Consider the following 24,690-nt stretch of genomic DNA (forward strand, 5'->3'; position numbering starts at 1 on the left):
GATAGTTTATTAAAAATAATAAATGATATTATAGATAGCTCAAAGATAGAAACAGGTCATTATAAAATTAATAAGCAAAACAATGATATAGTTTATATAGTGGAAGAGGCTGCTCTTAGTATGAGTAAATATATTGAAGAAAAGGGGTTAACCCTTATAATTGATCCGGATATAGAAGAAAAGATAATTTCTTGTGATGCAACTGAAGTTGAAAGATGTGTAATTAACTTGATAGGAAATGCAGTTAAGTTTACTCCGGAAGGTGGAGAAATTCATGTATATATTAAGGTGATTAATGAAAAGGTTGAGATTACTGTAGAGGATACAGGTATAGGAATATCAAAGGAAGATCAAGAATTTATATTTAAAAGGTTCTCACAAGTAGAAGGAACTAATGCTACAAAGGTAAGTAGTAGTGGAATTGGACTTACACTTGTTAAGCATATAGTAGAGCTTCATAATGGATATGTTAAGCTGGAAAGTGAAATTAATAAAGGAAGTAAATTTACAATAGTGTTATCAGGCGGATTAGTAAATTAAGAATAGAAGATTATATTAAATAACGGAAAATTTTACAATATTATTGTAATTTAAACTTTATAGCCATGTAGAAGATATTTCTACATGGTTTTTTTATAAAAACTATTACGGAATATGGTGTTTATAAAATTCTAACAATGGAATACTAATATTGAGGTGAGTTTATGAAATCAATATGGAGTGAAAATTGTAACTTCAAAAAAAGAGAAGCTTTAAATAAAGATATAGAAACAGATGTTTTAGTTATTGGGGGTGGAATAGCAGGAATATTAATAGCATTTATGTTAAAGGAAAATGAAAAAAATGTAGTTGTAATTGATTCAGGTGAAACTGCAAGTGGAAATACTAAAAATACTACTGCAAAAATAACATCTCAACATAATTTAATTTATCATAAGCTAATATCAGAGTTCGGAGAGCAAAAAGCTAAACAATATGCAAGAGCTAATGAACTTGCTATAGGAAAATATAAAGAAATAATTGAACAGAGAAAAATAGAGTGTGATTTCCAAAAACAATCTGCATATGTTTATTCTTTAAATGAAATAGAGAGTATAAAAAAAGAGGTGGAGGCTGCTAATAAGCTTGGTATTAATGCAGAGTTTGTAGATAAGATTAATCTTCCTTTTAAAATTAATGGAGCTGTTAAGTTTAATAATCAAGCACAATTTAATCCACTTAAATTTTTAAAAGATATCTCAGAGGATTTAATTATTTATGAAAATACTAGGGCAGTAAAAATTGATGAAGATTCAGTAACTACAAATAATGGTACTATAAAGGCAAAGCAAATAGTTATAGCAACGCATTATCCAATAATGAATACACCGGGATATTATTTCATGAAAATGCATCAAGAAAGATCATATGTTATAGCTTTAGAAGGAGTACCTGATATTAATGGTATGTATATAGATGTTGATACAGAGGGATATTCATTTAGAATGTATAAGAATTTAGTATTATTAGGTGGCATAAGTCAAAGAACTGGAGAAAATGAAAGTGGTGGAAGTTACGAAAAGCTAAGGGATGTGGCAAAATCATTATACCCAAATTCAAAAGAAAAGTATTATTGGTCAGCGCAAGATTGTATGACTATAGATGGGATACCATATATAGGTAGATATTCTGATGAAACTCCTAATATATATGTTGCTACAGGCTTTAACAAATGGGGAATGACAAGTGCTATGATATCTGCAATGATAATATCAGATATGATATTGGGAAGAGAAAATGATTTTTCAGAAATTTTTTCACCAAAAAGATTTGATTTATCGTTATCAATAAGTAATATTGCTAATGATATAAGTGAAACAGCTAAGAACTTTATTGCACAGAAAATATATATTCCAAGTAGTAATATAGAACATATTAGAAATGGGCATGGCGGAATTGTAGAATACAATGGAGAAAAAGTTGGTGTTTATAAAAATGATGAAGGTGAATCATTTATTGTATCAACAAAGTGTGCGCATTTAGGATGTCAGCTTAAATGGAATGCAGATGAATTAACATGGGATTGCCCATGCCATGGTTCAAGATTTGATTATAAAGGACGATTAATAGAAGGTCCAGCTACTAAGGATATTATAGATAGTTAATAAATAATAAATTCAGAAAATATGGGTGAAAGTTAAATTTTAATCTAATTTTAATCTTTCTTATATTTTAGATTAATTTTCTAGAAGTATTATATAACCATGATGAACGAAGAAGTTAAATTCATGGAGGTAATATAAATGGAAAGAAATGAAATGATTAAAAAATTAATGGAAAAGGCTCATGTAACTTATGAAGAAGCACAGGAAGTATTAGAAAAATGTAATTGGGATCTTTTAGATTCAATAATATATTTAGAGAGAAGTGGAAAAGTAGAAAATAATGATACTACTGTTATTATTGAAGTAAAAGAAGAGGATCAAAAGAAAGAGGATAACACTAAAAAAAAGGACGAAAGATATGGTGGAATTGGAGAAGTTATTGGGAGAATATTTAAATGTTTAGGAAAATTTATAGCTAAAGGAAATAAGAATTATTTTGAAGTTAAAAAAGATAATGAAAAGCCAATAAGAATATCATTAACAATTTCAATACTTTTATTAGTATTCTTTTTGCCACCAACTGCAATATTATTAGTAATAGGTTTATTCTGTGGATATAAGTATTCAGTTTCAGGTCCTAATATGAAATGTGATGGAGTTAATGATGTTTTTGAAAAAGTATCAGAATCAGCAGATACTATAAAAAAAGATTTTAAAAAAGGATATGAAGGAAACTAAGATATTATAAAGGAAGTCCTGAAGGTTATTCAGGGCTTTTTTTCTTTTTAAGAAATGTTTAGAAATAATTCTTAAAATGGTATAATTTAATAAATTAGGATAGAATTTAAATGAGATATTATTAAATAAAAAACTGGAGGAACATTTGTGGATAAGCTTAATCTTGTGGAGAAGTTAAAAGATAAAACAGGTATAACCTATGAGGAAGCAAAAAATGTTTTGGAAATAAATAATTGGGATATGCTTGATTCTATTTTATATTTGGAGAGAAATAAAAAAATAAAAGGACCTTCTGTTAGTATATTTTACACCAATGAATATAATGAAGGTTATGAAGAAGCAAGAAGTCAATTGGATTTTGATGAAGTTAAAAAGGATAGTGATTATAAATCACATAATAACTTTGAAGGGATTTTTGAATCTATATGTAAGGTTATAGATACATGCAATAATATTTTTGTAGAAATAAAAGGTGAAAATAATTTCTATTTAAAGCTTCCATTAACAGTAGTTATTGTTCTTTTAATATTTGGATTCTGGATGTTAATACCTCTTGTTGTTATTGGACTGTTTTTAAATGTAGAATTTTCTATGTTATCTAAAGAAGTTAAAGTGGATAAGGTTAACAATATATTAAATAAAATATCAAAAGAGGTAAAGAACATTAAAGAAAAAGGTAAAGTTGGGGGAAAGAAATGATTAAGATTTTAATTGTTGAAGATGAAGAAAAAATAGCAAGATTTATAGAACTAGAATTAGTTCATGAAGGTTATAAGGTGCTTAAAGTTAATAATGGTAGAGAAGGTCTTGAAATAGCTGAAAAAGGTGAAGTAGATTTAGTTCTTCTTGATGTTATGCTTCCAGAGCTTAATGGACTTGAAGTATTAAGAAGGCTTAGAAAAATTTCTGATATACCTGTAATTATGCTTACTGCAAGAGATGCTGTTATGGATAAAGTATCTGGATTAGATGCTGGCGCAGATGATTATATAACAAAGCCTTTTGCAATTGAAGAATTGCTTGCAAGGGTTAGAAATGCTTTGAAAAAGAGAATTATTACTATAAAAAAGGATGAAAATATACTAAACTGTGGCTTACTATATTTAGATAAATTAAAACATAAAGTACTTTATGATAATACACAAATTGAACTAACTAATAGAGAATTTAACTTGCTTCAAATATTGATGGAAAATAAAAATATAGTATTAACTAGAGATATACTTATGGAGAAGGTATGTGGGTATGATTATGTTGGGGAAACAAATGTAATAGATGTTTATATACGATATTTAAGAACAAAAATTGATGATAAATTTAATGTTAAAATAATTAGCACAGTTCGTGGAGTAGGATACGTAATAAAAGATGAATAGAAAGAAAAAAACAAAAAATGTTACATCTATTGCAATAAAACTTAATTCACTACAAGTAAGAGATTTATTTTTTAAATTTCTTATAATTGATGTAATTTTATTGAGTATTTTAATAGGATTATGGTGTATTGATGCTGAAAAAAACTTTTATGGGGAATTAGTACAAAATGCACAAAGATCAATTAATTTTTACCCAATAGAAACATCAAATTATACAGTAATATGGGATAATGGAAAGATAATGATTAAAGATGCTAGTGCGTTTTTATATAATTTAAGAAGAATAGGTATAGTAATAGGAATTATAGAACTAATATTTTTATTAGAAGAAATAATATTCGGTACAGCAAAGGTTAGAAAAACTTTAAAACCACTTAATGAAATAGCAGAAACTGCGGAAAGACTTAGCAATATGGTATTTGATGAAGAAAAGTTCCACACTTTAGAAGATGCTATATCAAAAATTAGTCCAGTAGCCTCCAATGAAAGGATTCATATTCAAGATAATGAATTTAAGGGGTTAGAGGATGCCATTAATAAATTATTAGATAGAATGAGAGACTCATATAGGCAGCAAGCAAGATTTGTATCAGATGCTTCACATGAACTTAGAACACCTATTTCAGTAATTCAAGGCTATGCAAATATGTTAGACCGTTGGGGAAAAAGTGATGAAAGTGTATTAGATGAATCTATTGCAGCAATAAAATCTGAATCTGAAAATATGAAAAATTTAGTTGAGCAGCTATTATTTTTAGCTAGAGGAATTAATGGAAAAACACAGCTTACTATTACAGAGTTTTCATTAAATAATATGATGAGTGAGGTTCTCGAAGAATCTAAAATGATAGATGACAAACATATATATAGCTATATTAATTCAGAAGAAATTAATGTTTATGGTGATATTGGACTTCTTAAACAAACTGCTAGAATATTGGTTGAAAATGCAGCAAAATATACAGAAGCTGGGGAAGATATAATACTTAGAATAGGAAAAAATGATAAAAATGAGGTTTATTTTTCTGTACAAGATAATGGAATAGGAATGGATGCGGAAGATGTACCACATATATTTGAACGCTTTTTTAGAGCTGATACAGCCAGAGTTAGAAAAAATGGAGGTACAGGGCTTGGTCTTTCTATAGCAAAATGGATTATTGATAATCATAAAGGCTATTTTAGTGTACTAAGTAGAAAAGGAATAGGAACAAGAATAACAGTTTATTTACCAGAAAATTAATATATGAAATTATAGAATATTAACAAAAGAGAGAGTATGATATGGGAAAAATATATATATCACAGCTTTTTCCAGAAGATAAAGTTAGTGAAATACTAAAAGATTATGATATTGGCATTGAAATAATTGAATTTGGAATAGGATATACTTTAGATAAGGATGACAATGGTATATCAGAATATTGTGAAAAGATGGGTGATTTAATAAAAAATAAATCATTATCCATACATGGACCATTTTTAGATTTAAATACAGCAAGTTTTGATAATATGATTAAAAAAGCCACATTAACTAGATATAATCAAGCATATTTTGTAGCAAAAAAATTAGGCGCAGATAGAATAGTTTTTCATTCGTGTTATTATGAAGATATATATTTTAAAGATGTATATATAAACAACTCTTTAGACTTTTGGAGAGAGTTTTTAAGTGATAAGGATGAAAGTATAAAGATACATATTGAAAATATATATGAGAAAGATTTATTAGTTTTAAAAGAGCTTGTTGATAAAGTTAATAGTAATATTTTTTCTATATGTTTAGATATAGGTCATGCTAATTGCTACTCTAATGAATCATTAGAAGAGATAATTAAATCATTAAATAATAGAATAGGACATTTACATTTAAGTAATAATGATGGTAAAAGGGATAGTCATTGTGGATTTAACAATGGAAATGTTGATATTTTAATGACTTTAGATTTAATAGATAAATATTGTAATGATCCATCAATGACAATTGAAGTAAATAACTTTAATGAAGCAGTAGAATCACTTTCAATTATGATGAATAGAAACAGTAAGTAACTGTAATTTATATATAATACTATGGAAAAGTGATAGTATCAAATAAAAAAAGTAATGACTTGTATATAAAATATATAGGTTATTCTATGGGTTTATCCAGTTATAAGATGAAAGTTAACACAATACAATAAATACTAAGAATAAAAGGAGGATATTATGAGAGAAATAAAACATGAATTATTTGAAGAAAATGCTTTTAATATGATAGGAAAGGATTGGCTTTTATTTACGGCTGAAAAAGATGGAAAAGCTAACACTATGACAGCATCATGGGGTGGCTTAGGAATTATGTGGAATAAAAAGGTAGCATATATATTTATTAGGCCACAAAGATATACAAAAGAGTTTGTAGATTCAGCAGAGAAGCTTTCAATTTCTGTCTTGCCAAATACCTATAGAAAAGAGTTAGGGTATTTAGGTACAGTATCAGGAAGAGATGAAGATAAGATTTCTAAAGCTAATTTAACATTAAAACATTATGATGATGTACCTTATTTTGAAGAAGCTAGGTTAACTTTAATTTGCAGAAAACTTTATGCTCAAGAATTAAAAGAAGAGTGTTTTATAGAAAAAGGTATTAGTGAACAATGGTATCCAGAAAAAGATTATCATACTATGTATGTAGTGGAAATAGAAAAAATATTAGAAAATGAAGTAGATAAAAAATAATAAATATAAATTCGAATAAATCATTATTTAAACTTATGAAGAAGTGCTTATGCCAACAATAAATTATTGGAATGTTAATAATGTGACAACTCCAAGTGAGGTATTTGAAGATGAAGAAAGTATGTAAATAATATACAAAAATAGTTAGTGATTAAAATATTACTAACTATTTTTTCATATTCTTCAGTAACTCCTGTATATTTCCTTATTAACTATAGGGGATGTATTTTCATATTATTGACAAAAATAATGTATAAGAATATACTTACTATTAGTAATTACTTTTGGTAAGTACAAGAATAAAGGAATAAAAGTTTATATGGAGAAACATGCAGATTTTTCAAAGGGAAAGTTATTTCCACTAATTTTAAAGTTTTCAATACCAGCATCAATATCATTATTAATAACTGCTATTTATAATATAGTTGATAGAATATTTGTTGGGAATTTTGTTGGTAATACAGCATTGGCAGCATTATCAATATGTTTTCCACTTTCATTTATAATGATAGCATTTGGTTTAATGTGTAGTGCGGGTGGATCAACATTATTTACACTATTTAGAGGAAAAAATGATGAAGTAAGTGCTAATTTATCTTTTGGGAATGCATTTACTATGACTGTGATTTTTGAAGTTTTATTAACTTTGGTATTATTATTTTTTTCAAATACATTTTTAAAGATATTTGGAGTAACCGAAACGACTTATGATTTATCATTGAAATACTATTTAATAGTATCATTTGGATGTGTTTTTCAAGGTTTAACATTAGTACTTTGTGATTTTGTGAGAGTTTCAGGCAATCCTATTTTAGGTATGGCTGTAACAGGTATTGGAGCGATTACTAATATAATACTAGATGCTATTTTTGTAGTTGCTTTAGGATGGGGAGTTGAAGGTGCTGCTTTAGCAACGGTTATAGGACAGTAGTATCAATGGTTTTTGGATTATATCTTGTATTTACAAATAGAACTCTTGTTAAAGTTAATAAAAATATATTTAAAATCAATAAAGGTATTTCTAATAGAGTGTTATCTTGTGGATTTGCATTTTGGATAGCTCAAATTGCAATGGGCTTTATAGCTTTAGTGTATAATAGTCAACTTGGAAAGTATGGTGGTGATATAGCTATAAGTGTATATGCAGTAATTTCAAGTATAATGACATTTGTAATTATGCCTGCTAGTGGAATAAGCCAAGGAATTCAACCTATAATAGGATTTAATTATAGTGCTGGTTATGGTAATAGAGTTAAAGAAACATTTATTAAAGCTTCTTTATTATCAGTTGGAGTTACAACTGTAATTTGGGTAATAGTTGAGAGCATGCCTGCTTTAATAATAAATACTTTTGGTGGAGGAAGTGAACTTTTAGATATTGGAGTTATAGCATTAAGGTTGAATTTCATTATTACACCTGTTCTTGGATTTGTTATGTTAGCTACTACTTTCTTTCAATCTATTGGAAAGCCTACAGCTTCAAGTATTATTACACTAATAAGACAAGTAGTTGCTTTAATACCATTTATATTTATATTACCTAGATTATTTGATATAAATGGAATATTTGTTGCTCAACCAATAAGTGATTTTATTGCTTTAATTTTATCTATTATTTTAATAAAAGTTGAATTTAGTAATTTATCTATAAATGTTTCTAATAGTGAATTAAAAGAGGCTTAGAGAATTTAAATAATAGTTTATAAAGAAAATTTTATACTTTTGAATTGTTTAAAAAGTTTGTTTTAAGAAATTTAAAGTTGGACACTTACTTATAGTAAGTTTTACTGTATAATTAGTATAAAAGGATTTTTGATAGTTAAGATATAAGGAGATATTTATATGAATATAGATAAATTTAAAGAATTAATTGATTCCTGCTTTGTTGCAAAAAAAATAACTGAAACTATGGAAGAGCTTCCAAAGGGTTTTAAGCCGAGGCATATACATGTAATAGATTCTATATATCAATTATCAAAGGAAAAGTCAGATGTTAGAATAAGTGATGTAAGCAGTAAATTAAACGTTACAACTCCAAGTATAACTAAATTAATAAATGAATTAGAGGAAAAAGCTGTTGTAGAAAAGTATACAATTAGTGATGATAAGAGAGTTATATTAGTTAAGTTAACAGAACTTGGAATGAAATATCATCAATATTATGTTACTGATTATCATACTTTATGGGCAGATAAGCTAGAGGATATAAGTGATGAAGATGCAGATAAAGTTGTATATATAATAAATAGAATAATGGATACTATACCTAAGATGAGATAACATGGATAGTATATTAGAAAGAGAAAGCTTTATGCATAAAAATTATAAATTCATAATAGCTTTCTATTTTTTTGATTATACTAAGCCTTAATTGTGAAATTAATAGAGTAGAAAGACATTAAATAAGATGTGTCAATAAAAATTAAGTTAATGAAAAATACATGAAATAAATATATCAATAGAAAAATCAATAATTAAAGAAGCATATGTCATGGAAAATTATATAAGATAAATTATTTCCATGACATATAATATATACTATGTAATTAAATTTTAAGTTTTCTAAAAGCTAAAGGGGTCTTCCCATGAGTCTTTTTGAACATTTTAATGAAATTGCCACTATAATTATATCCAAGCTGTTTAGATATTTCATCAATACCTAACTCTGTTGTAGATAATAGATTTTCTGCTAGTGTCATTCTAATTGAATTAGTATACTGACTAATAGACATATGATATTTTGCTGAAAAACCTGCTTTTAATTTTTGCTCATTTAAAAATACCATTTTACTTAAGGCTTTAATAGTAGGTGGATTGCATGCTTCTTTTGTTAATATATCATGAGCTTTTTGTATTGCGTGTGCATCAGATGCAGTTAATGTAATATATCTATTTTTGCCTATTTTGATTTCACCATAATTTAATTGATTAGTAAAAACATTTTCAGGTGAAGAATTCAATTCATTAGAAAGTAAGGCAATAGATTCTAAAATTTTACTTTCTAAATATAAGGAAGTAAGCTTATCAACTTCAGACATACTTCGTAATCCTTGAATAATTTTAGATATTTCTAGAGGAAGATATCTATAAGTATAATTACTAATAAAGTTATTAAAATCTATAGTGTTAGGAAAGTTTGGTTTAATTATTTCATCAAAGTACCGTTTATGAATAGTTATTTCCGCACCATGAAAATGTTGACCTTTTTTCCAAAATTGTTTTCCTTGAATTGTCTTTTCTACTACAAAAAATGAAGATGGACTAAAAGAAGAAATGGGATTATCTTCAATTTCAAAAGATGTTTCACCGGTATAGACAGTACCAAATCTCATTATTTCTTCTGAGTGTTCAAAAGATATAGAAAAGTCTGTAGGTATAGTGTAATCTCCTATTCCAAAATCATAATATCCTTCTCTCGTATACTTAATGAAATATCCTAATTCAGGTTTAACTTCATTTTTATATACAGTATAATTTGGAGTTTTATATGGTTTAAAAGTCATTTTATTTAATACTGCATTTTGAAAATCTTTTGTTGTTCTAGCAATCATAATATCCCTCAATGTTCATAACTATCAAATTTAAATAAATATATTATAATTATAAATATTTATAAGAAAAAATAAACATTTATATTATGAATATTTATATTATAATTAAATTTAAGTAAAAGGAAATTCAAAAAGTTAAGGTAACAGGAGCATCTAAATAATAGATGCTCCTTTTTTATCAAAATAAGAAATTATTTATAAAAGGTGTGGGTATAATAATTTTAATTAGAATATTAGGATTAAATTATTGTTATAGATGATAAAATTATTAAATTAGTTGCAACAGTTGAAATGAGAATGACTCTCATATACAATTAACTCAAGTCAAACGAGAAAAAGAAAAGTTAATTAATAAATAAATTTATGGAGGTACATAATGAAGAATAAAGTGTTAAAAACAATAGTGGCAGCTTGTATGACAGCTATGATGTTTGTTGGATGTGCTAGCAATGGTACAACAAATGAGGATAAAACTGCTGAAAATACTGTAACAGTTACAGATGTAAGAGGAGAAGTTGAAATACCTGCAGAGCCTCAAAGAATAGTAGATTTAAGTGGAAATAGTGATATTTTGTCAATTTTAGGATATGACGTTGTAGGGACTGCAAATAGTGATGCTTATGACTATACTAAATTCCCTTCATATTTAGAAGAAACATTAAAAGGTGCAGAGATTTTAGGATATAGCATGCAAGATACTATGGATGTAGAAGCTGTTATGAACTTAAATCCAGATTTAATAGTTATATCAACAGTTCAAGAAAAAATGTATGATGCATTAAGTGAAATTGCTCCAACAGTTATGATTCAATTAGAAGCTTTAAACTGGAAAGATGACGTTAGAGCTTTAGGAAAAGTATTTGATAAAGAAGATGTTGCTAATGAATGGATAGCTAATTATGAAGCTAAAGCGAAAGAAGCTGGAGATAAAATCAAAGCTGAATACGGTGAAGATACAACATATCTTTCATTCTTAGCAAGTGGTGGACAATTCTTTATTTTTGATGGTGCAGGATTTGGTGATGTATTATATAACGATATGGGATTAGCTAAGCCAGAAGGAATGCCGGAACAAACTGATATTAGTTTACCAGTTGTAACTTATGAAGGATTAGCAGCAATTAAAGCAGATTATATATTTGCAATAGCAACAGATGAAGATTTAGCTCAATTAGAAGCAAATAGTATTTGGAATAACTTGCCTGCAGTTAAAGAGGGTAATGTAGTAATATTAGAATCATCACCATACTTTAACCAAGGATATAGCCCAATCGGAAGAGAAATATTAGTAGATGAAATAGGTGAAATGTTAAATGAAACAAAGTAATAAACGTACAATAATATTTATAATTTGTAGTTTGTTACTCTTAGCAGGAGGATTGACTTTAGCCATTAGGCTAGGGTCAGTCCATATTACATTTTCGGATATTTGGGATAGTATTTTTAACTATAGTGAAACTTTAGAACTTATGTTAGTTAGAGATGTACGTATTCCAAGAGCTCTTGCTGTATTATTTACAGGTGGAGTATTAGGAGTAACAGGTGCAATGATTCAAGGTGTTACTAGAAATCCAATAGCTGAACCATCTATATTAGGTATAAGCCAAGGAGCAACTTTAGTAATAGCTATTTTTTATGCAGCAGGAATAGGAATAACTACTAAAAATGTAATGATAGCTACTTTTATAGGAGCATTAATAACTGGAATAATAGTTTTAGGATTTATATCAAAAAAAGCAAATAATAACTCAATTGCAAAGATACTTTTAGCAGGAACAGCTATGAGTACATTTTTTATTTCTTTAACTACGGTAATTGGCCTTTTATCAAATCAGTCTCAAATGATAGGATTCTGGGTGTCTGGAGGTTTTAGAAATGCAAGTTGGGCAGATTTTAAATTAATCTTTATAGTAGGAATTGTAGGACTTATTATAGCAATATTTTTATCACCAAAGATAAATATATTAAATTTAGGTGATGATGTTGCAATTGGACTTGGAGAAAATCCAGAAAAAATAAGATTTATTACTCTTATGGTTATGATACCAATGTGTGCAGCAGCAGTTGCAGTTGGTAAAAATATAGCTTTTGTAGGGCTTATAGTGCCTCAAATAGTTAGAAAATTATTAGGAGAAGATTATAGAAGAAATATTCCATGTTCATTTTTACTTGGAGCAGTTCTTTTAACATTTGCAGATATTGCAGCAAGGATGATATTTAATCCTTATGAAACACCAATTGGAGTGTTTACGGCATTAATAGGAATACCATTCTTTATATCAGTAGCTAGAAAGGAGAGAGGATAATGAATAAGAAAAAATTTAAACTAGTTATAGCAGTTTTAATTATTTTATTAGTAGTCTCTTTTATGGTTACATTATGTTGGGGTACATATAAAGTTTCACCTTTAGAAGTTATTAATACTCTTTTGGGAAATGGGACTAAACTTCAAAATACAGCAATATTAACTATTAGACTTCCAAGAATGTTAGTTGGTATCTTTGTGGCAATTGCATTATCAACAGCAGGAGCAATTCTTCAAACTGTAACTAAAAATGATTTAGCAGATACAGGAATAATAGGTATAAATGCTGGGGCAGCTGTAGCAGCAGTATTATTTATTACATATTCAACTGGAGCATACTATAGTGAACTAGGGCAATTATCAATATTTGTATTACCTGCCATGGCTATAATAGGGGCTGCAGTTACGGCATTTATAATATATATGATGTCTAGTAGAAAAGGAATAAAGCCTAAAAGACTTTTGTTAATTGGAATTGGATTAAATGCAGGACTTAATGCATTTATAACATTCTTTACCTTTAGAGGTGGTGTTGGAGACTACAATAGAGTATTAGTTTGGACATCAGGAAGTCTTTGGGGATCAGGATGGAGCTATGCAAAGGTAATAATTCCAATAGTAGCAGTAATGTTTATGGTAGTTTTATTAAATCATAAAAAACTAGATGTTTTAAATCTTTCAGATGAGTTAGCAATATCATTAGGCTTAAATTTAGAAAAGGAAAGAAAAAAGTTCTTAACTTTTGCAGTTATTTTAGCGGGAACAGCAACAGCTTTTGCAGGTAATATAGGATTTTTAGGACTTATATCTCCTCATATTGCAAGAAAGTTAGTTGGTCCTTATCACAAGAAATTTATTACAGTTTCAGCAATGATAAGTATTATTATAGTTATTCTTGCAGATGCAGTTTCAAGAAACTTATTCTCTCCAATTGAGATTCCAGTAGGAATAACAGTATCAATATTTGGAGTACCATATTTTATTTATTTAATGATGAAGGAGAAATAATTATGGAAGCTATTAGTGTAAAGAACTTAAGTGTGGCATATGAAAATAATACTATAATTGAAGATATGAGTTTATCTATACCAAAAGGGAAAATAAGCATAATAATTGGAGCAAATGGATGTGGTAAATCAACTTTACTTAAAACTATAGCGAGAATTAATAAGCCTAAAAGCGGTGATATCTTCATTAATAATAAAAATATAAAAAAAGTAAAAGAAAAAAATATAGCAAAAGAAGTTGCATTTTTACCACAAGGACCAGTTTGTCCAGATGGGCTTACAGTAAGAGAACTTGTTGCTTTTGGTAGATTTCCTCATCAAAAAATGATTGGTGGTCTTACTAGTCATGATAAGGAACTTATTGATTGGGCAATAGAAGAAACAGGACTTAGTGAATTTGCTGATAGAGGAGTTGAAAACTTATCAGGTGGGCAAAGACAAAGAGCTTGGATTGCTATGACATTAGCTCAAGAAACTGAAATAATAATGCTTGATGAACCAACAACTTATTTAGATATGTCTTACCAATTAGAAGTGTTAGAGGTACTTCAAAAGCTTAATAAAGAAAAAAATATTACAGTAGTTATAGTTCTTCATGAACTTAACAATGCTTGTAGATTTGCAGATAATATTATTGGGCTTAAAAAGGGAAAGATTATTTGTCAAGGAAGACCATTGGATGTAATTAATAAAGAAAATTTAAATACTATATATGGAATAGATGCGAACCTTACAATAAGTGAAGATGGACAATATCCAATATGTATGGAATATGACTTATTTAGGGGGACAGATGAAAAATAAAAACTTTATAATAATAGTTATAGGACAGATTATTTCTCTTTTTGGAAATGCAATTCAAAGATTTAGTATGTCTCTATATTTATTAGAATTTACAGGGAGTACTGCTACCTTTGCTAACATATTAGCAATATCAACAATACCGTATATTTTATTTGCACCAATTGCAGGTAGACTTTCTGATAATATAAATAGAAAAAAAATAATGGTTTATTTAGATTTATTTTGTTCACTACTAATTGGAGCATATGCTTTTGTGTTACTTAAAGGAAATGATAGTGCATTAATAGTTGGAACTGTTATGTTTATATTGTCTATATGTGCTACATTATATGGACCAGCAGTAACATCCTCAATTCCACAAATAGTAAGTGAGGATAAGCTTACTTCTGCAAATGGAATAATAAATCAAGTAGGATCAATTGTTAATTTTGTAGGTCCCATACTGGCAGGTCTTCTTTATGGAATATTAGGAATAAAAATAATAGTAATAATAAATGCAGTAAGCTTTTTAATTTCTGCAATAATGGAAATGTTCTTAGATATTCCTGATGTAGTGAAAAGTAAGGATATTAACAATAATGAAATAGCTATTGATAATGAAAAAGAAAAATTACTGTCAATAAGCTTTATTAAAAAATCATTTTTAGATATGAAAGATAGCTTTATTTATTTAAAAAGGGAAAAGAAAGTTGTGCTTGGAATTATAGCTTCTTATGCATTTTGTAATATTTTCTTAGTACCAATATTATCAATAGTTGCACCATACTTTATAAATATATTTTTAGGACTTTCATCAGAGATTTATGGAATAGTAGAAGGTATATGTGTTTTAGGAATGATATTAGGCGGATTTGTGATAAGTATAAAACCTAATATGTTTTCAATGAAAAAAGTTCATTATACATATTTTCCTATGATAGCAGGAGTTATCTTAATGTCTACGCTAGGGTTTATAAAGTTAAATAATTATGCGTTAGCAGGGCTTTTTGCCTTTGGAGGTTTAGCAATAATGCTATCTTTAGCATTATCGAATATATTAACATTAACATTCATACAAAAACAAGTACCAAGTGAAATGTTAGGTCGTGTATCAGCATTTTCAACAGCAGTAGCAACTGTAAGTGTGGCACCAGGTCAATTGTTGTTTGGACAGGTTATTGATATGGGAATACCAATCGGAATAATACTTATAGTAACTGCTATATTTAATATTGGACTTATGTTATTTATTAAGTGGAATGTAAGAGAAATACAAAATGGTTAATAGTTTAACATTTTATTGAAATTATTTTAAAACCATGTGGGTATATGCCTACATGGTTTTTTTATAAAAAACTTACTATATATTTATATAAAAAAACAATAAATTTTGGTAAACTTGTGTAAACTAATGATTATACATGAATTTGAAAGGTGGAAATAATATGAATAATAAAATATGGGATTATATATCAACAATATTAATAATTATAAATGGTGTTATTTGTACTATCTATCATCAAGAAATATATGTATGGTTGCCTAGTATATGTGCGATAGTGCTTTTAATAAAGGGAACAATAAAGATGGTTGAAGGCATTAAGGAAAAGGATTATGCAAGTTTAGAGAAGAAAAAATTAGAGAGATCAATTGTAATAATAGCAGTTGCTATTGCTATGTTACTTCAACTAGATAATGCTTTAGTTGTAGTTTGTATATTTTGGGGGTTATCTGGTTTAAATAAATCAGCAAATTATTTAAATGAAGCATTATATTATTTTTATAAAGGGAAAAATGGATTTTTATCATTAATAAAAGCAATAATAGAATTCACATTATCAATTTTATTAATTTTTGATCCATTAGGAAAGGTTACAGAGCATATATTAATATTAGGATTTGAACTTATTTTTGAAGGAATATTTGAATTAATAAGTATTCATAATGGAAAAGAAGAGCTTATAGATTAGATTATTAAATAAAAGATATTTTTGAGTGAGTTATATCAGCTTGAAAATATCTTTTTTGTTTAAATAAGAAATGATATTTAAGAATTTAAAAAGAATAAAATAAATTTTTCAAAACTATTGCAAAACGTTTACATAAGGTGTATTATAAAGTTAACCGATTTAGTAAACCGATTCAGTAGGTAAATAGAGTTATAAATATAGAGGTGATGAATTTATGAATAAGGTATGTGTACTTGGAAGTATGAATATGGACTTAGTTGTAAAGGTTAATGATATACCAAGAGTAGGAGAAACTATTCTATCAAAATCATTTGAAAAGATAGCTGGAGGAAAAGGTGCAAATCAAGCAGTTGCAGCTAAAAGATGTGGTGCAGAAGTAGCCATGATAGCTAAAATAGGAAAAGATGAAAATGGACAAATTCTTAAAGATAAATTAATAGAAGATAATATAGATGTAATATGTTTTTGAGGATAAAAGAGAAGCAACGGGAATGGCAATTATTATGGTTAATGAAAATGGCAATAATTCAATAATAGTTGTAGCAGGTTCAAATATGACAATAGATGAATATGAAATTGAAGCTTCAGTAGAAAAGATTAAAGAATATGATATATTGATATCTCAATTTGAAACATCTGAAGAAATGACTTTAAAAGCATTTTTAAAAGCAAAGGAGCTTGGAAAGATAACAATATTAAATCCAGCTCCTGCAAAGAAAATAAATGAAGAACTTTTGAAAGTAACAGATATTATAGTGCCAAATGAAACAGAGGCAGAGGTATTAACAGGAATAAAAGTTGAAACTTTAGAAGATGCAAATAAAGCTGGACAAGCATTTTTGGAAAAGGGAGTTAACTTTGTAATAATAACTTTAGGTTCTAAAGGAGCAGCTGTAATAGGAAAAGATTTTTGTGAATTAGTACCAGCATATAAGGTTAATGCAATAGATACAACAGCAGCTGGTGATAGCTTTATTGGGGGGTTAAGCTCTAAGTTAGATTTTAAAAATATAAATAAAGAAAGTTTAATAAAGGCTGTAAACTTTGGAAATAAAGTATCATCAATATCAGTTCAAAGAAAAGGTGCACAGCCATCAATTCCATATTTAAAGGAAATAGAAGAGATTTATGCGGAGGATTAGTTATGAGAAAGACATCATTATTAAATAGTAATTTAAGTACAGTAATTTCAAAGATGGGACATACAGATAAGTTAGCTATAGGAGATTGTGGATTACCTATACCAAATGAAACTGAAAGAATAGATTTAGCCTTAATTGCAGGAGTACCAACATTTTTAGAAACACTGAAAGTAACCTTAATGGAATTAGAAATTGAAGAAGTACTTATAGCAAATGAAACTAAAGAGATAAATCCAGAAACATTTGAGGAAATAAAAAAACTTATAGGTGATGTAAAAATAACATTTATATCTCATGAAGAATTAAAGAATAATTTAAAGGAATGTAAAGCTGTAGTTAGAACTGGTGAACAAACACCATATGCAAATATAATTTTAAAATCAGGAGTTGTATTTTAGTTATTAGGTAAAGGGAGGTATTTAGAATGAGTAAAAAAATACCAATGTTAAAAATGGAGGGAGTATCTAAAATATTCCCAGGTGTTAAAGCGTTAGATAATGTTCATATTGAAGCTTACGGTGGTGAAGTTACAGCACTAATGGGTGAAAATGGAGCAGGTAAATCAACATTAATGAAAATATTAAGTGGGGTTTACCAAAAAGATGAGGGGAAGATATTTATTGATGGTGAAGAAGCTAAAATAAAGGGGATAAAATCAGCAGAGGAGTATGGTGTAACAATAATACATCAAGAAATGAGTGTTATTAATAATTTAACAGTGGCTGAAAATATATTTTTAGGAAATGAAAAGTTTAATAAATTTACTGGAAAGATTAATAAGAAATTATTAGTTGAGAGAAGCAAGCTTTTTCTAGAACAAATAGGATGTAATATAGATCCAAATAGGCTAGTAGGTAGCATTAATGTTGGTGAAAAACAAATGATTGAAATAGCAAAAGCTTTAACTAAAAATGCAAGGGTAATAATAATGGATGAGCCTACTACTGCATTAACAGAAGTAGAAACAAAAAATTTATTTAAAGTTATAGATAATTTAAAGAGAAAGGGTATAGCAATTATTTATATATCCCACAGAATGGAAGAAATATTTGCAATATGTGATAGAGTAGAAGTTTTAAGGGATGGTAAGTATGCAGGAAATGCATTAATTAAGGATATTGATAATGATAAGTTAATTGCAATGATGGTTGGAAGAACTATAGAAGATCAATTTCCATATAGAGAAACTAAAAAGGGAAGTAAAATACTGGAGGTTTCAAATTTAACTTCAAAAGCTGGAGTTAATAATGCGAACTTTAATGTAAAAGAAGGAGAAATATTAGGGGTTGCAGGTCTTATGGGTTCAGGAAGAACAGAACTTGCAAAAACTATATTTGGAGAATACAAAAAGGATTCAGGAACGATTAAATTAAATGGTAAAGAAGTAAATATTAAGAGTGTTCAGGAAGCCATAGATTATGGAATTTGTTATTTATCAGAAGATAGAAAAAAGGAAGGCTGCGTTCTTAGTTTATCAGTGGCAGAAAATATGATACTGTCAAACCTTAAAAAGTACGAGAACTCTTTTAAAGTAATAAATAAGAATAAGGCAAAAGAAGATGTAGATTATTACATAAAAAAAATGAAGATTAAGACTCCAAATAGAGATCAATTAATAAAAAACCTTAGCGGAGGAAATCAACAAAAAGTAATTTTAGCAAAATGGTTAATGTTATCACCAGAAGTTCTTATAATAGATGAGCCAACTAGGGGGATAGATGTAGGTGCTAAAAAAGAAATATATGAATTATTAAATGAACTTAAAGCTCAAGGTAAAGCGATAATAATGATATCATCAGATTTACCAGAGGTTTTAGGAATTAGTGATAGAATTATGGTAATGAGTGAAGGGAAAATATCTGGCGAGCTAAGTAGAAGTGAAGCATCACAAGAAAGTATTATGAAATTAGCAGTTGGAATGAATTAATGGTTAGGGAGGAATTTAATATGAACGGTAAATTTAAAGAAAACTTAGATAAATACAAATCTCTTATAGGGTTAGTAATATTATGTGCAGTAATAACTTTTGTATCACCAGCTTTTATGACTTTATCAAATATAACCAATGTTTTTACTCAAGTTTCTACTAATGCAATAATTGCTGTAGGTATGACTTTTGTTATCTTAACAGGAGGAATAGATTTATCAGTAGGTTCAACAGTAGCTATAAGTGGAGCATTAGCAGCATCTATAATTAAATCAACGAACAATGTACTTTTAGCAGTTTTAGCAGCAGGAGCAGTTGGAATAGTAATAGGATTAATTAATGGGTTACTAATAGCAAAAGGAAAGTTACAAGCATTTATAGCAACACTTGCAACTATGACAATATTTAGGGGTGCAACATTAGTATTTACAAATGGAACTCCGATATCTAAATTACCAGAAAAGTTCGTAAACATAGGAAACGGAAAAATAGGATTTATGCCAATTCCAGTCATTATTACTGTAATCGTTTTAATAATAGCTATATATGTTTTATCACAAACAAGATTTGGTAGATATTTATATGCTTTAGGTGGAAATGAAGATTCAGCAAGATTATCAGGTATAAATACAACTAAAGTAAAGACACTTGTATATGTTATTTCAGGTTTTGCATCATCAATTGCAGGGGTTATCATAGCAAGTAGAATAGGTTCAGCTTCACCAAATGCAGGTACAGGCTTTGAATTAGATGCAATAGCAGCAGTTGTTATTGGAGGAACATCATTAGCTGGAGGAGAAGGTAGAATTACAGGAACTATAATTGGTGCACTTATTATAGGTGTATTAAATAATGGATTAAATTTAATGAATGTATCACCATTCTATCAATCAATAGTAAAAGGGTTAGTTATATTAATAGCTGTATTATTAGATAAGAAAAGCAGAAAAAAAGCATAATTACAAATAAGGGAGGATATACCATGAAAAGTTTAAAAAGAATATTGGCATTAGGGTTAGTAACTATTATGGCAATGGGTTCATTTATGGGATGCTCAAAAAATGAAGATAGTAAAAAGATAGGTATAGTATTATCAACTTTAAATAATCCCTTCTTTGTAACTATGAAAAATGGAGCAGAGGAGGAAGCTAAAAAATTAGGATATGAACTAATAGTATTAGATTCACAAGATGATCCTGTAAAAGAAAGATCAAATGTAGAAGATTTGATACAACTAGGTGTTGTAGCATTACTAATAAATCCAACAGATAGTGATGCTGTTGTTAAGGCTGTAGAAGTTGCAAATGAAAGTAATATTCCAGTAATAACTCTAGATAGACAAGCAAATGGTGGAGAAGTAACAAGTCATATAGCTTCCGACAATGTTAAAGGCGGAGCTATGGCAGCTGAATTTGCATTAGAACAATTAGGAGATTCAGAAAAGATAAATGTAGTTGAGCTGCAAGGTATTCCTGGAGCTTCAGCTACAAGAGATAGAGGAGCGGGTTTCCACAGCATTTTAGATTATAATTCAAATGTAAGTTTTGTATCTAGTCAAGCAGCTGATTTTGATAGACAAAAAGGACTTTCAGTTATGGAAAATGTAATACAAGGTAATAAGGATATACAGGTAGTATTTGCTCATAATGATGAAATGGCACTAGGAGCAGCAAAAGCTATTAAAGCTAGTAATATAAATGCAATTATTATAGGTTTTGATGGTGGAGATGATGCTTTAGATGCAATAGAAAAGGGAGAAATGACAGCAACAGTAGCTCAACAACCAGATCTAATTGGAGCATTAGGAGTTCAACTTGCAGAAAAAATATATAATGGTGAAAAGGTTGATAAGGAGATTGCAGCCGACTTAAAAATTGTAAGTCAATAAGTAAAAGTTAGGAGTGAAGAGGGAATGAATAAATTCAGCCATGCTGAATTTAAAAAATAGATTTTAGAAAATTATTAAGAGGTTTAAACATTAATTTTTCACTTTTATTTCTTTACTCTTAACCTTTCGCTAACTCTAGACCCTTACCTAAATAAATTGCTTCGCAATTTATTAAAATGGTGTAATATATAGCTTAGGGGAAATAAAGTTATTAAGCTTTATAGCCTACTAAAACTAAATTTATGATTTAGGGCATTAGTTTATGAGGTGTAGATTATGAGCAAAACAACACTATTAGATATTGCAAAAGAAGTAAATTTATCAAAAACAACAGTATCTATGGTATTAAATAAAAAAGATATAAATGTATCTGAAGAAACTAGAAATAAAATATTAGAGGCCGCAAAAAGATTGAATTATATACCCAATTCTTTGGCAAGAAGTCTTAGTACTAAGAAGACTTACACTATTGGTTTTATAATTCCAGATATAGAAAATCCATTCTTTTCAGAAATGGCAAAGGCTATTGAATCTGAAGCAGAAAAGTATGGATATAGTATGATTCTTTGTAACACTTTTAATAATGGAAGTAAGGAAGAGGAATATGTAAGGCTACTTATAAGCAAGCTTATAGATGGGGTAGTAATTGCATCAAGTGGGGAAAAAAATAATTCTACAGAATTATTAAAGAGTAATGAAATTCCCTTTGTTATATTAGATAGGCATATTGATGAGCAAGAAAATATTAATGGAGTATTTTGTGATAACAAAAGTGGAATAAAACTTGGAATAGAGTATTTAATTAAAAAAGGATATAAAAATATAGCTTTTGTTGGAGGAAATAATAAAGGAGTATTAGCTAATTCGAGATTAGAATATTTTTGTGAAACAGCGAAAGAGTATAAAATATTTGATGAAGAACTTATATTAGAAGAGGAATTTTCATTAGAAGGTGGAATAAGAGCAACAGAAAATTTAATAAAGAAAAATAAATTAATTGATGCAATATTCTACAGCAGTGATGTTATGGCAATTGGAGGCATGAAATGTTTGCTTAGAAAAGGGTACTCTATACCTAATGATATAGGAATACTAGGATATGATAATATAGGGATTTGTTCTTTTATTGAGCCTGAATTAACTACAATAGCTCAACCTATATACAAGATGGGAGAAGAATCTTGTAAGTTATTGATGAATGAAATAAATAAGAAAAATAAATCAAAACATATAATAAATTTGAGTCCGTATTTAGTAGAGAGAAAGACAATAAGATAGATTGGTTGGTGGATAAAATGAATAAGGAAATGTTAATTTCTAAATCAAAAGATATTAGAACAAATATTATAGAAATGTTATATGAATCAAAGTCTGGTCATCCAGGGGGATCATTATCTTGTGCAGATATACTTACATATCTTTATTATGAAAAGATGAATGTTGATGTAAATAATCCAAAAGATGAAAATAGAGATAGATTTGTATTAAGTAAGGGACATGCAGCTCCAGCACTTTATTCAGTACTGGCTGAAAAAGGATTTTTCGATAAAGAAGAATTAAAAAACTTAAGAAAACTTGGAGCAATGCTTCAAGGACATCCAGATGCTAAAAAGATACCAGGAGTTGATGTATCTACAGGATCATTAGGACAAGGTGTATCAAATGCTGTAGGTATGGCATTAGGGCTTAAGTATAAGAAAAGTACAGCGAAGGTATATACAGTTTTAGGTGATGGAGAACTACAGGAAGGATTAGTATGGGAAGCTACAATGGCAGCATCTCATTATAAACTAGATAATTTAGTAGTTATTATAGATAATAATGGATTACAAATTGATGGTAATAATGAGGATGTAATGGGAGTAAGTCCATTAGATGAAAAGTTTAAAAGCTTTGGATTTAATGTAGTTACTTGTAATGGTCATGATTTTGATGAAATACATGAAGCTATGAATATAACAGATAGAATAGAAGGAAAGCCAAGTATAATAATTGCGCAGACTATAAAAGGTAAGGGTGTTTCATTTATGGAAAATGAAGCAGGTTGGCATGGACAAGCACCTAATAAGGAACAAACTGAAAAAGCGTTAATTGATATAAATAATTAGGAGGATCTAAAGATGGGAAAAGCAACAAGAGAATCATATGGAATGGCACTAGTTGAATTAGGAAAAGAGAATAAAAATGTTGTAGTGTTAGATGCGGATCTTTCTAAATCAACAAAAACAGCAGATTTTAAGAAAGAGTTTAGTAATAGATTTTTTAATGTTGGAATAGCTGAACAAAACTTAATGGGAATGGCAGCAGGATTAGCTAATGTAGGATGTGTACCTTTTGCAAGTACATTTGCAGTTTTTGCAACTGGAAGAGCCTTTGAAATAATAAGAAATTCAATATGTTATCCTAAAGTTAATGTTAAAATAGCAGCAACTCATGCAGGTATAACAGTAGGTGAGGATGGTGGTTCACATCAATCTATTGAAGATATAGCTTTAATGAATTCGCTTCCTAATATGACTGTTATAGTGCCAGCAGATCATAGAGAAGCAATGCAAGCTACAAAGGCAGCTGCAGAAATATATGGTCCAGTCTATTTAAGATTTGGAAGATGCAATACTGAAGATATATTTGGTGATGATTATAACTTTGAAATAGGAAAAGGAACAGAACTTAGAGCTGGTAATGATGTAACAGTAATTGCAACTGGTATGATGGTTCAAAAGGCTATAGAAGCCTCAAAAGCTTTAGAGGCAGAAGGTATTAATGTAAGAGTTATTAATATGTCAACAATTAAGCCAATAGATAGAGAAATAATAATAAAGGCAGCAAAGGAAACTAAGGGAATAGTAACTGCAGAAGAACATTCTATAATTGGTGGGCTTGGTGCTATTGTTTCGCAAGTTGTATGTAGTGAGTATCCAACTAAAGTTAAAATGGTAGGTATTCAAGATACCTTTGGTGAATCTGGAACTCCTAATGAATTAATGAATAAGTATGGATTGACAGCTGAAAAAATTATTGAAGAAGTAAGAAGTATATTATGCTAGATAATTAATTTATTAAAAAGCAGATACAAGTCTATTAGCGTAGGATTGTATCTCTGGTAATGATAAATTAAGTGAAATCATAATTTATTTGAAGCCATGTGGGATATATGACTACATGGCTTTTTTTTGTGTGTGCCCAGCATGGGCAACA

At 28.4% G+C, this 24,690-nt stretch carries 25 protein-coding genes and 1 pseudogene; 25 read left to right on the forward strand and 1 reads right to left on the reverse strand.

Annotated features, from left to right (window positions below; translation table 11 throughout):
- The first annotated feature begins 120 nt into the window (after positions 1 to 120).
- The 11 genes from HMPREF0216_RS16335 (at position 121) to HMPREF0216_RS08885 (ending at position 9,199) form a co-directional block, all read left to right on the forward strand.
- Positions 121 to 540, forward strand: coding sequence for a sensor histidine kinase (locus tag HMPREF0216_RS16335; protein WP_051040685.1), 420 nt, complete (start codon positions 121 to 123; stop codon positions 538 to 540).
- Positions 541 to 704: 164 nt separating this feature from the next.
- Positions 705 to 2,144 (forward strand): FAD-dependent oxidoreductase, encoded by a 1,440-nt coding sequence (locus HMPREF0216_RS08845; RefSeq protein ID WP_005213697.1) that lies wholly within the window; start codon positions 705 to 707, stop codon positions 2,142 to 2,144.
- Positions 2,145 to 2,282: 138 nt separating this feature from the next.
- Positions 2,283 to 2,822, forward strand: coding sequence for a UBA domain-containing protein (locus HMPREF0216_RS08850; protein WP_005213698.1), 540 nt, complete (start codon positions 2,283 to 2,285; stop codon positions 2,820 to 2,822).
- Between the two features lie 147 nt (positions 2,823 to 2,969).
- Positions 2,970 to 3,521 (forward strand): UBA domain-containing protein, encoded by a 552-nt coding sequence (locus HMPREF0216_RS08855; protein WP_005213699.1) that lies wholly within the window; start codon positions 2,970 to 2,972, stop codon positions 3,519 to 3,521.
- Positions 3,518 to 4,198: a response regulator transcription factor gene (locus HMPREF0216_RS08860; protein ID WP_005213700.1), complete on the forward strand. Its 681-nt coding sequence runs from the start codon at positions 3,518 to 3,520 to the stop codon at positions 4,196 to 4,198. The genes HMPREF0216_RS08855 and HMPREF0216_RS08860 overlap by 4 nt, the downstream gene beginning before the upstream one ends.
- Complete coding sequence (locus HMPREF0216_RS08865; RefSeq protein ID WP_005213701.1) at positions 4,191 to 5,441, forward strand: sensor histidine kinase; 1,251 nt, start codon at positions 4,191 to 4,193, stop codon at positions 5,439 to 5,441. The genes HMPREF0216_RS08860 and HMPREF0216_RS08865 overlap by 8 nt, the downstream gene beginning before the upstream one ends.
- 41 nt (positions 5,442 to 5,482) lie before the next feature.
- Complete coding sequence (locus HMPREF0216_RS08870) at positions 5,483 to 6,250, forward strand: sugar phosphate isomerase/epimerase family protein (protein ID WP_005213702.1); 768 nt, start codon at positions 5,483 to 5,485, stop codon at positions 6,248 to 6,250.
- Between the two features lie 156 nt (positions 6,251 to 6,406).
- On the forward strand, positions 6,407 to 6,919 hold the full coding sequence (locus tag HMPREF0216_RS08875; protein ID WP_005213703.1) for a flavin reductase: 513 nt from the start codon (positions 6,407 to 6,409) through the stop codon (positions 6,917 to 6,919).
- A 319-nt stretch (positions 6,920 to 7,238) separates the two neighbouring features.
- Positions 7,239 to 7,850 carry an MATE family efflux transporter gene (locus HMPREF0216_RS17500; RefSeq protein ID WP_005213704.1) on the forward strand — a complete coding sequence of 204 codons (612 nt, stop codon included), beginning with the start codon at positions 7,239 to 7,241 and terminating at the stop codon, positions 7,848 to 7,850.
- A 5-nt stretch (positions 7,851 to 7,855) separates the two neighbouring features.
- A complete protein-coding gene (locus tag HMPREF0216_RS17505; RefSeq protein ID WP_005213705.1) occupies positions 7,856 to 8,602 on the forward strand; it encodes an MATE family efflux transporter in 747 nt (248 codons plus the stop codon).
- A 159-nt stretch (positions 8,603 to 8,761) separates the two neighbouring features.
- Positions 8,762 to 9,199, forward strand: coding sequence for a MarR family winged helix-turn-helix transcriptional regulator (locus HMPREF0216_RS08885; RefSeq protein WP_005213706.1), 438 nt, complete (start codon positions 8,762 to 8,764; stop codon positions 9,197 to 9,199).
- Between the two features lie 266 nt (positions 9,200 to 9,465).
- Here the strand turns inward: HMPREF0216_RS08885 and HMPREF0216_RS08890 are convergent, their stop codons facing one another.
- Positions 9,466 to 10,470 (reverse strand): helix-turn-helix domain-containing protein, encoded by a 1,005-nt coding sequence (locus HMPREF0216_RS08890; protein WP_005213707.1) that lies wholly within the window; start codon positions 10,468 to 10,470, stop codon positions 9,466 to 9,468.
- Positions 10,471 to 10,846: 376 nt separating this feature from the next.
- Here HMPREF0216_RS08890 and HMPREF0216_RS08895 point away from each other — a divergent pair, with 376 nt between their 5' ends.
- The 14 genes and pseudogenes from HMPREF0216_RS08895 to HMPREF0216_RS08960 all read left to right on the forward strand — a co-directional run bounded on the left by HMPREF0216_RS08895 (position 10,847) and on the right by HMPREF0216_RS08960 (position 24,539).
- Positions 10,847 to 11,797: an iron-hydroxamate ABC transporter substrate-binding protein gene (locus HMPREF0216_RS08895; RefSeq protein ID WP_005213708.1), complete on the forward strand. Its 951-nt coding sequence runs from the start codon at positions 10,847 to 10,849 to the stop codon at positions 11,795 to 11,797.
- On the forward strand, positions 11,784 to 12,776 hold the full coding sequence (locus HMPREF0216_RS08900) for a FecCD family ABC transporter permease (RefSeq protein ID WP_005213709.1): 993 nt from the start codon (positions 11,784 to 11,786) through the stop codon (positions 12,774 to 12,776). The genes HMPREF0216_RS08895 and HMPREF0216_RS08900 overlap by 14 nt, the downstream gene beginning before the upstream one ends.
- The gene (locus tag HMPREF0216_RS08905; protein ID WP_005213710.1) at positions 12,776 to 13,783 is read left to right on the forward strand and encodes a FecCD family ABC transporter permease; all 1,008 of its coding nucleotides are present in this window, start codon (positions 12,776 to 12,778) and stop codon (positions 13,781 to 13,783) included. The genes HMPREF0216_RS08900 and HMPREF0216_RS08905 overlap by 1 nt, the downstream gene beginning before the upstream one ends.
- A gap of 2 nt (positions 13,784 to 13,785) precedes the next feature.
- The gene (locus HMPREF0216_RS08910; RefSeq protein WP_005213711.1) at positions 13,786 to 14,586 is read left to right on the forward strand and encodes an ABC transporter ATP-binding protein; all 801 of its coding nucleotides are present in this window, start codon (positions 13,786 to 13,788) and stop codon (positions 14,584 to 14,586) included.
- A complete protein-coding gene (locus tag HMPREF0216_RS08915; protein ID WP_005213712.1) occupies positions 14,576 to 15,850 on the forward strand; it encodes an MFS transporter in 1,275 nt (424 codons plus the stop codon). Before HMPREF0216_RS08910 ends, HMPREF0216_RS08915 begins: the two co-directional genes overlap by 11 nt.
- A gap of 160 nt (positions 15,851 to 16,010) precedes the next feature.
- Entirely contained in the window at positions 16,011 to 16,535 is a 525-nt protein-coding gene (locus HMPREF0216_RS08920; protein ID WP_040419533.1) for a DUF308 domain-containing protein, read from the forward strand.
- Positions 16,536 to 16,749: 214 nt separating this feature from the next.
- Positions 16,750 to 17,677, forward strand: a pseudogene (gene rbsK / locus HMPREF0216_RS08925) (ribokinase).
- 2 nt (positions 17,678 to 17,679) lie between these two features.
- Positions 17,680 to 18,075 (forward strand): D-ribose pyranase, encoded by a 396-nt coding sequence (gene rbsD / locus HMPREF0216_RS08930; protein WP_005213716.1) that lies wholly within the window; start codon positions 17,680 to 17,682, stop codon positions 18,073 to 18,075.
- A 26-nt stretch (positions 18,076 to 18,101) separates the two neighbouring features.
- Positions 18,102 to 19,604, forward strand: a complete 1,503-nt coding sequence (locus HMPREF0216_RS08935) for a sugar ABC transporter ATP-binding protein (protein ID WP_005213717.1) — start codon at positions 18,102 to 18,104, stop codon at positions 19,602 to 19,604.
- A gap of 20 nt (positions 19,605 to 19,624) precedes the next feature.
- On the forward strand, positions 19,625 to 20,563 hold the full coding sequence (locus HMPREF0216_RS08940) for an ABC transporter permease (RefSeq protein ID WP_040419535.1): 939 nt from the start codon (positions 19,625 to 19,627) through the stop codon (positions 20,561 to 20,563).
- Between the two features lie 23 nt (positions 20,564 to 20,586).
- Complete coding sequence (gene rbsB / locus HMPREF0216_RS08945) at positions 20,587 to 21,492, forward strand: ribose ABC transporter substrate-binding protein RbsB (protein ID WP_005213719.1); 906 nt, start codon at positions 20,587 to 20,589, stop codon at positions 21,490 to 21,492.
- Positions 21,493 to 21,768: 276 nt separating this feature from the next.
- Complete coding sequence (locus HMPREF0216_RS08950) at positions 21,769 to 22,770, forward strand: LacI family DNA-binding transcriptional regulator (protein WP_005213720.1); 1,002 nt, start codon at positions 21,769 to 21,771, stop codon at positions 22,768 to 22,770.
- Between the two features lie 17 nt (positions 22,771 to 22,787).
- Positions 22,788 to 23,600: a transketolase gene (locus HMPREF0216_RS08955; protein WP_040419537.1), complete on the forward strand. Its 813-nt coding sequence runs from the start codon at positions 22,788 to 22,790 to the stop codon at positions 23,598 to 23,600.
- Between the two features lie 12 nt (positions 23,601 to 23,612).
- Positions 23,613 to 24,539, forward strand: coding sequence for a transketolase family protein (locus tag HMPREF0216_RS08960; RefSeq protein WP_005213722.1), 927 nt, complete (start codon positions 23,613 to 23,615; stop codon positions 24,537 to 24,539).
- Positions 24,540 to 24,690 lie beyond the last annotated feature (151 nt).

This window comes from Clostridium celatum DSM 1785 (assembly GCF_000320405.1).
Taxonomy (GTDB): Bacteria; Bacillota; Clostridia; order Clostridiales; family Clostridiaceae; genus Clostridium; species Clostridium celatum.

Coding starts and splice junctions, on each gene's coding strand:
- HMPREF0216_RS16335 (WP_051040685.1), top strand. CDS start 121: ATGAGTAAATATATTGAAGAAAAGGGGTTAACCCTTATAATTGATCCG.
- HMPREF0216_RS08845 (WP_005213697.1), top strand. CDS start 705: ATGAAATCAATATGGAGTGAAAATTGTAACTTCAAAAAAAGAGAAGCT.
- HMPREF0216_RS08850 (WP_005213698.1), top strand. CDS start 2,283: ATGGAAAGAAATGAAATGATTAAAAAATTAATGGAAAAGGCTCATGTA.
- HMPREF0216_RS08860 (WP_005213700.1), top strand. CDS start 3,518: ATGATTAAGATTTTAATTGTTGAAGATGAAGAAAAAATAGCAAGATTT.
- HMPREF0216_RS08865 (WP_005213701.1), top strand. CDS start 4,191: ATGAATAGAAAGAAAAAAACAAAAAATGTTACATCTATTGCAATAAAA.
- HMPREF0216_RS08870 (WP_005213702.1), top strand. CDS start 5,483: ATGGGAAAAATATATATATCACAGCTTTTTCCAGAAGATAAAGTTAGT.
- HMPREF0216_RS08875 (WP_005213703.1), top strand. CDS start 6,407: ATGAGAGAAATAAAACATGAATTATTTGAAGAAAATGCTTTTAATATG.
- HMPREF0216_RS17500 (WP_005213704.1), top strand. CDS start 7,239: ATGGAGAAACATGCAGATTTTTCAAAGGGAAAGTTATTTCCACTAATT.
- HMPREF0216_RS17505 (WP_005213705.1), top strand. CDS start 7,856: ATGGTTTTTGGATTATATCTTGTATTTACAAATAGAACTCTTGTTAAA.
- HMPREF0216_RS08885 (WP_005213706.1), top strand. CDS start 8,762: ATGAATATAGATAAATTTAAAGAATTAATTGATTCCTGCTTTGTTGCA.
- HMPREF0216_RS08890 (WP_005213707.1), bottom strand. CDS start 10,470: ATGATTGCTAGAACAACAAAAGATTTTCAAAATGCAGTATTAAATAAA.
- HMPREF0216_RS08895 (WP_005213708.1), top strand. CDS start 10,847: ATGAAGAATAAAGTGTTAAAAACAATAGTGGCAGCTTGTATGACAGCT.
- HMPREF0216_RS08900 (WP_005213709.1), top strand. CDS start 11,784: ATGAAACAAAGTAATAAACGTACAATAATATTTATAATTTGTAGTTTG.
- HMPREF0216_RS08905 (WP_005213710.1), top strand. CDS start 12,776: ATGAATAAGAAAAAATTTAAACTAGTTATAGCAGTTTTAATTATTTTA.
- HMPREF0216_RS08910 (WP_005213711.1), top strand. CDS start 13,786: ATGGAAGCTATTAGTGTAAAGAACTTAAGTGTGGCATATGAAAATAAT.
- HMPREF0216_RS08915 (WP_005213712.1), top strand. CDS start 14,576: ATGAAAAATAAAAACTTTATAATAATAGTTATAGGACAGATTATTTCT.
- HMPREF0216_RS08920 (WP_040419533.1), top strand. CDS start 16,011: ATGAATAATAAAATATGGGATTATATATCAACAATATTAATAATTATA.
- rbsD (WP_005213716.1), top strand. CDS start 17,680: ATGAGAAAGACATCATTATTAAATAGTAATTTAAGTACAGTAATTTCA.
- HMPREF0216_RS08935 (WP_005213717.1), top strand. CDS start 18,102: ATGAGTAAAAAAATACCAATGTTAAAAATGGAGGGAGTATCTAAAATA.
- HMPREF0216_RS08940 (WP_040419535.1), top strand. CDS start 19,625: ATGAACGGTAAATTTAAAGAAAACTTAGATAAATACAAATCTCTTATA.
- rbsB (WP_005213719.1), top strand. CDS start 20,587: ATGAAAAGTTTAAAAAGAATATTGGCATTAGGGTTAGTAACTATTATG.
- HMPREF0216_RS08950 (WP_005213720.1), top strand. CDS start 21,769: ATGAGCAAAACAACACTATTAGATATTGCAAAAGAAGTAAATTTATCA.
- HMPREF0216_RS08955 (WP_040419537.1), top strand. CDS start 22,788: ATGAATAAGGAAATGTTAATTTCTAAATCAAAAGATATTAGAACAAAT.
- HMPREF0216_RS08960 (WP_005213722.1), top strand. CDS start 23,613: ATGGGAAAAGCAACAAGAGAATCATATGGAATGGCACTAGTTGAATTA.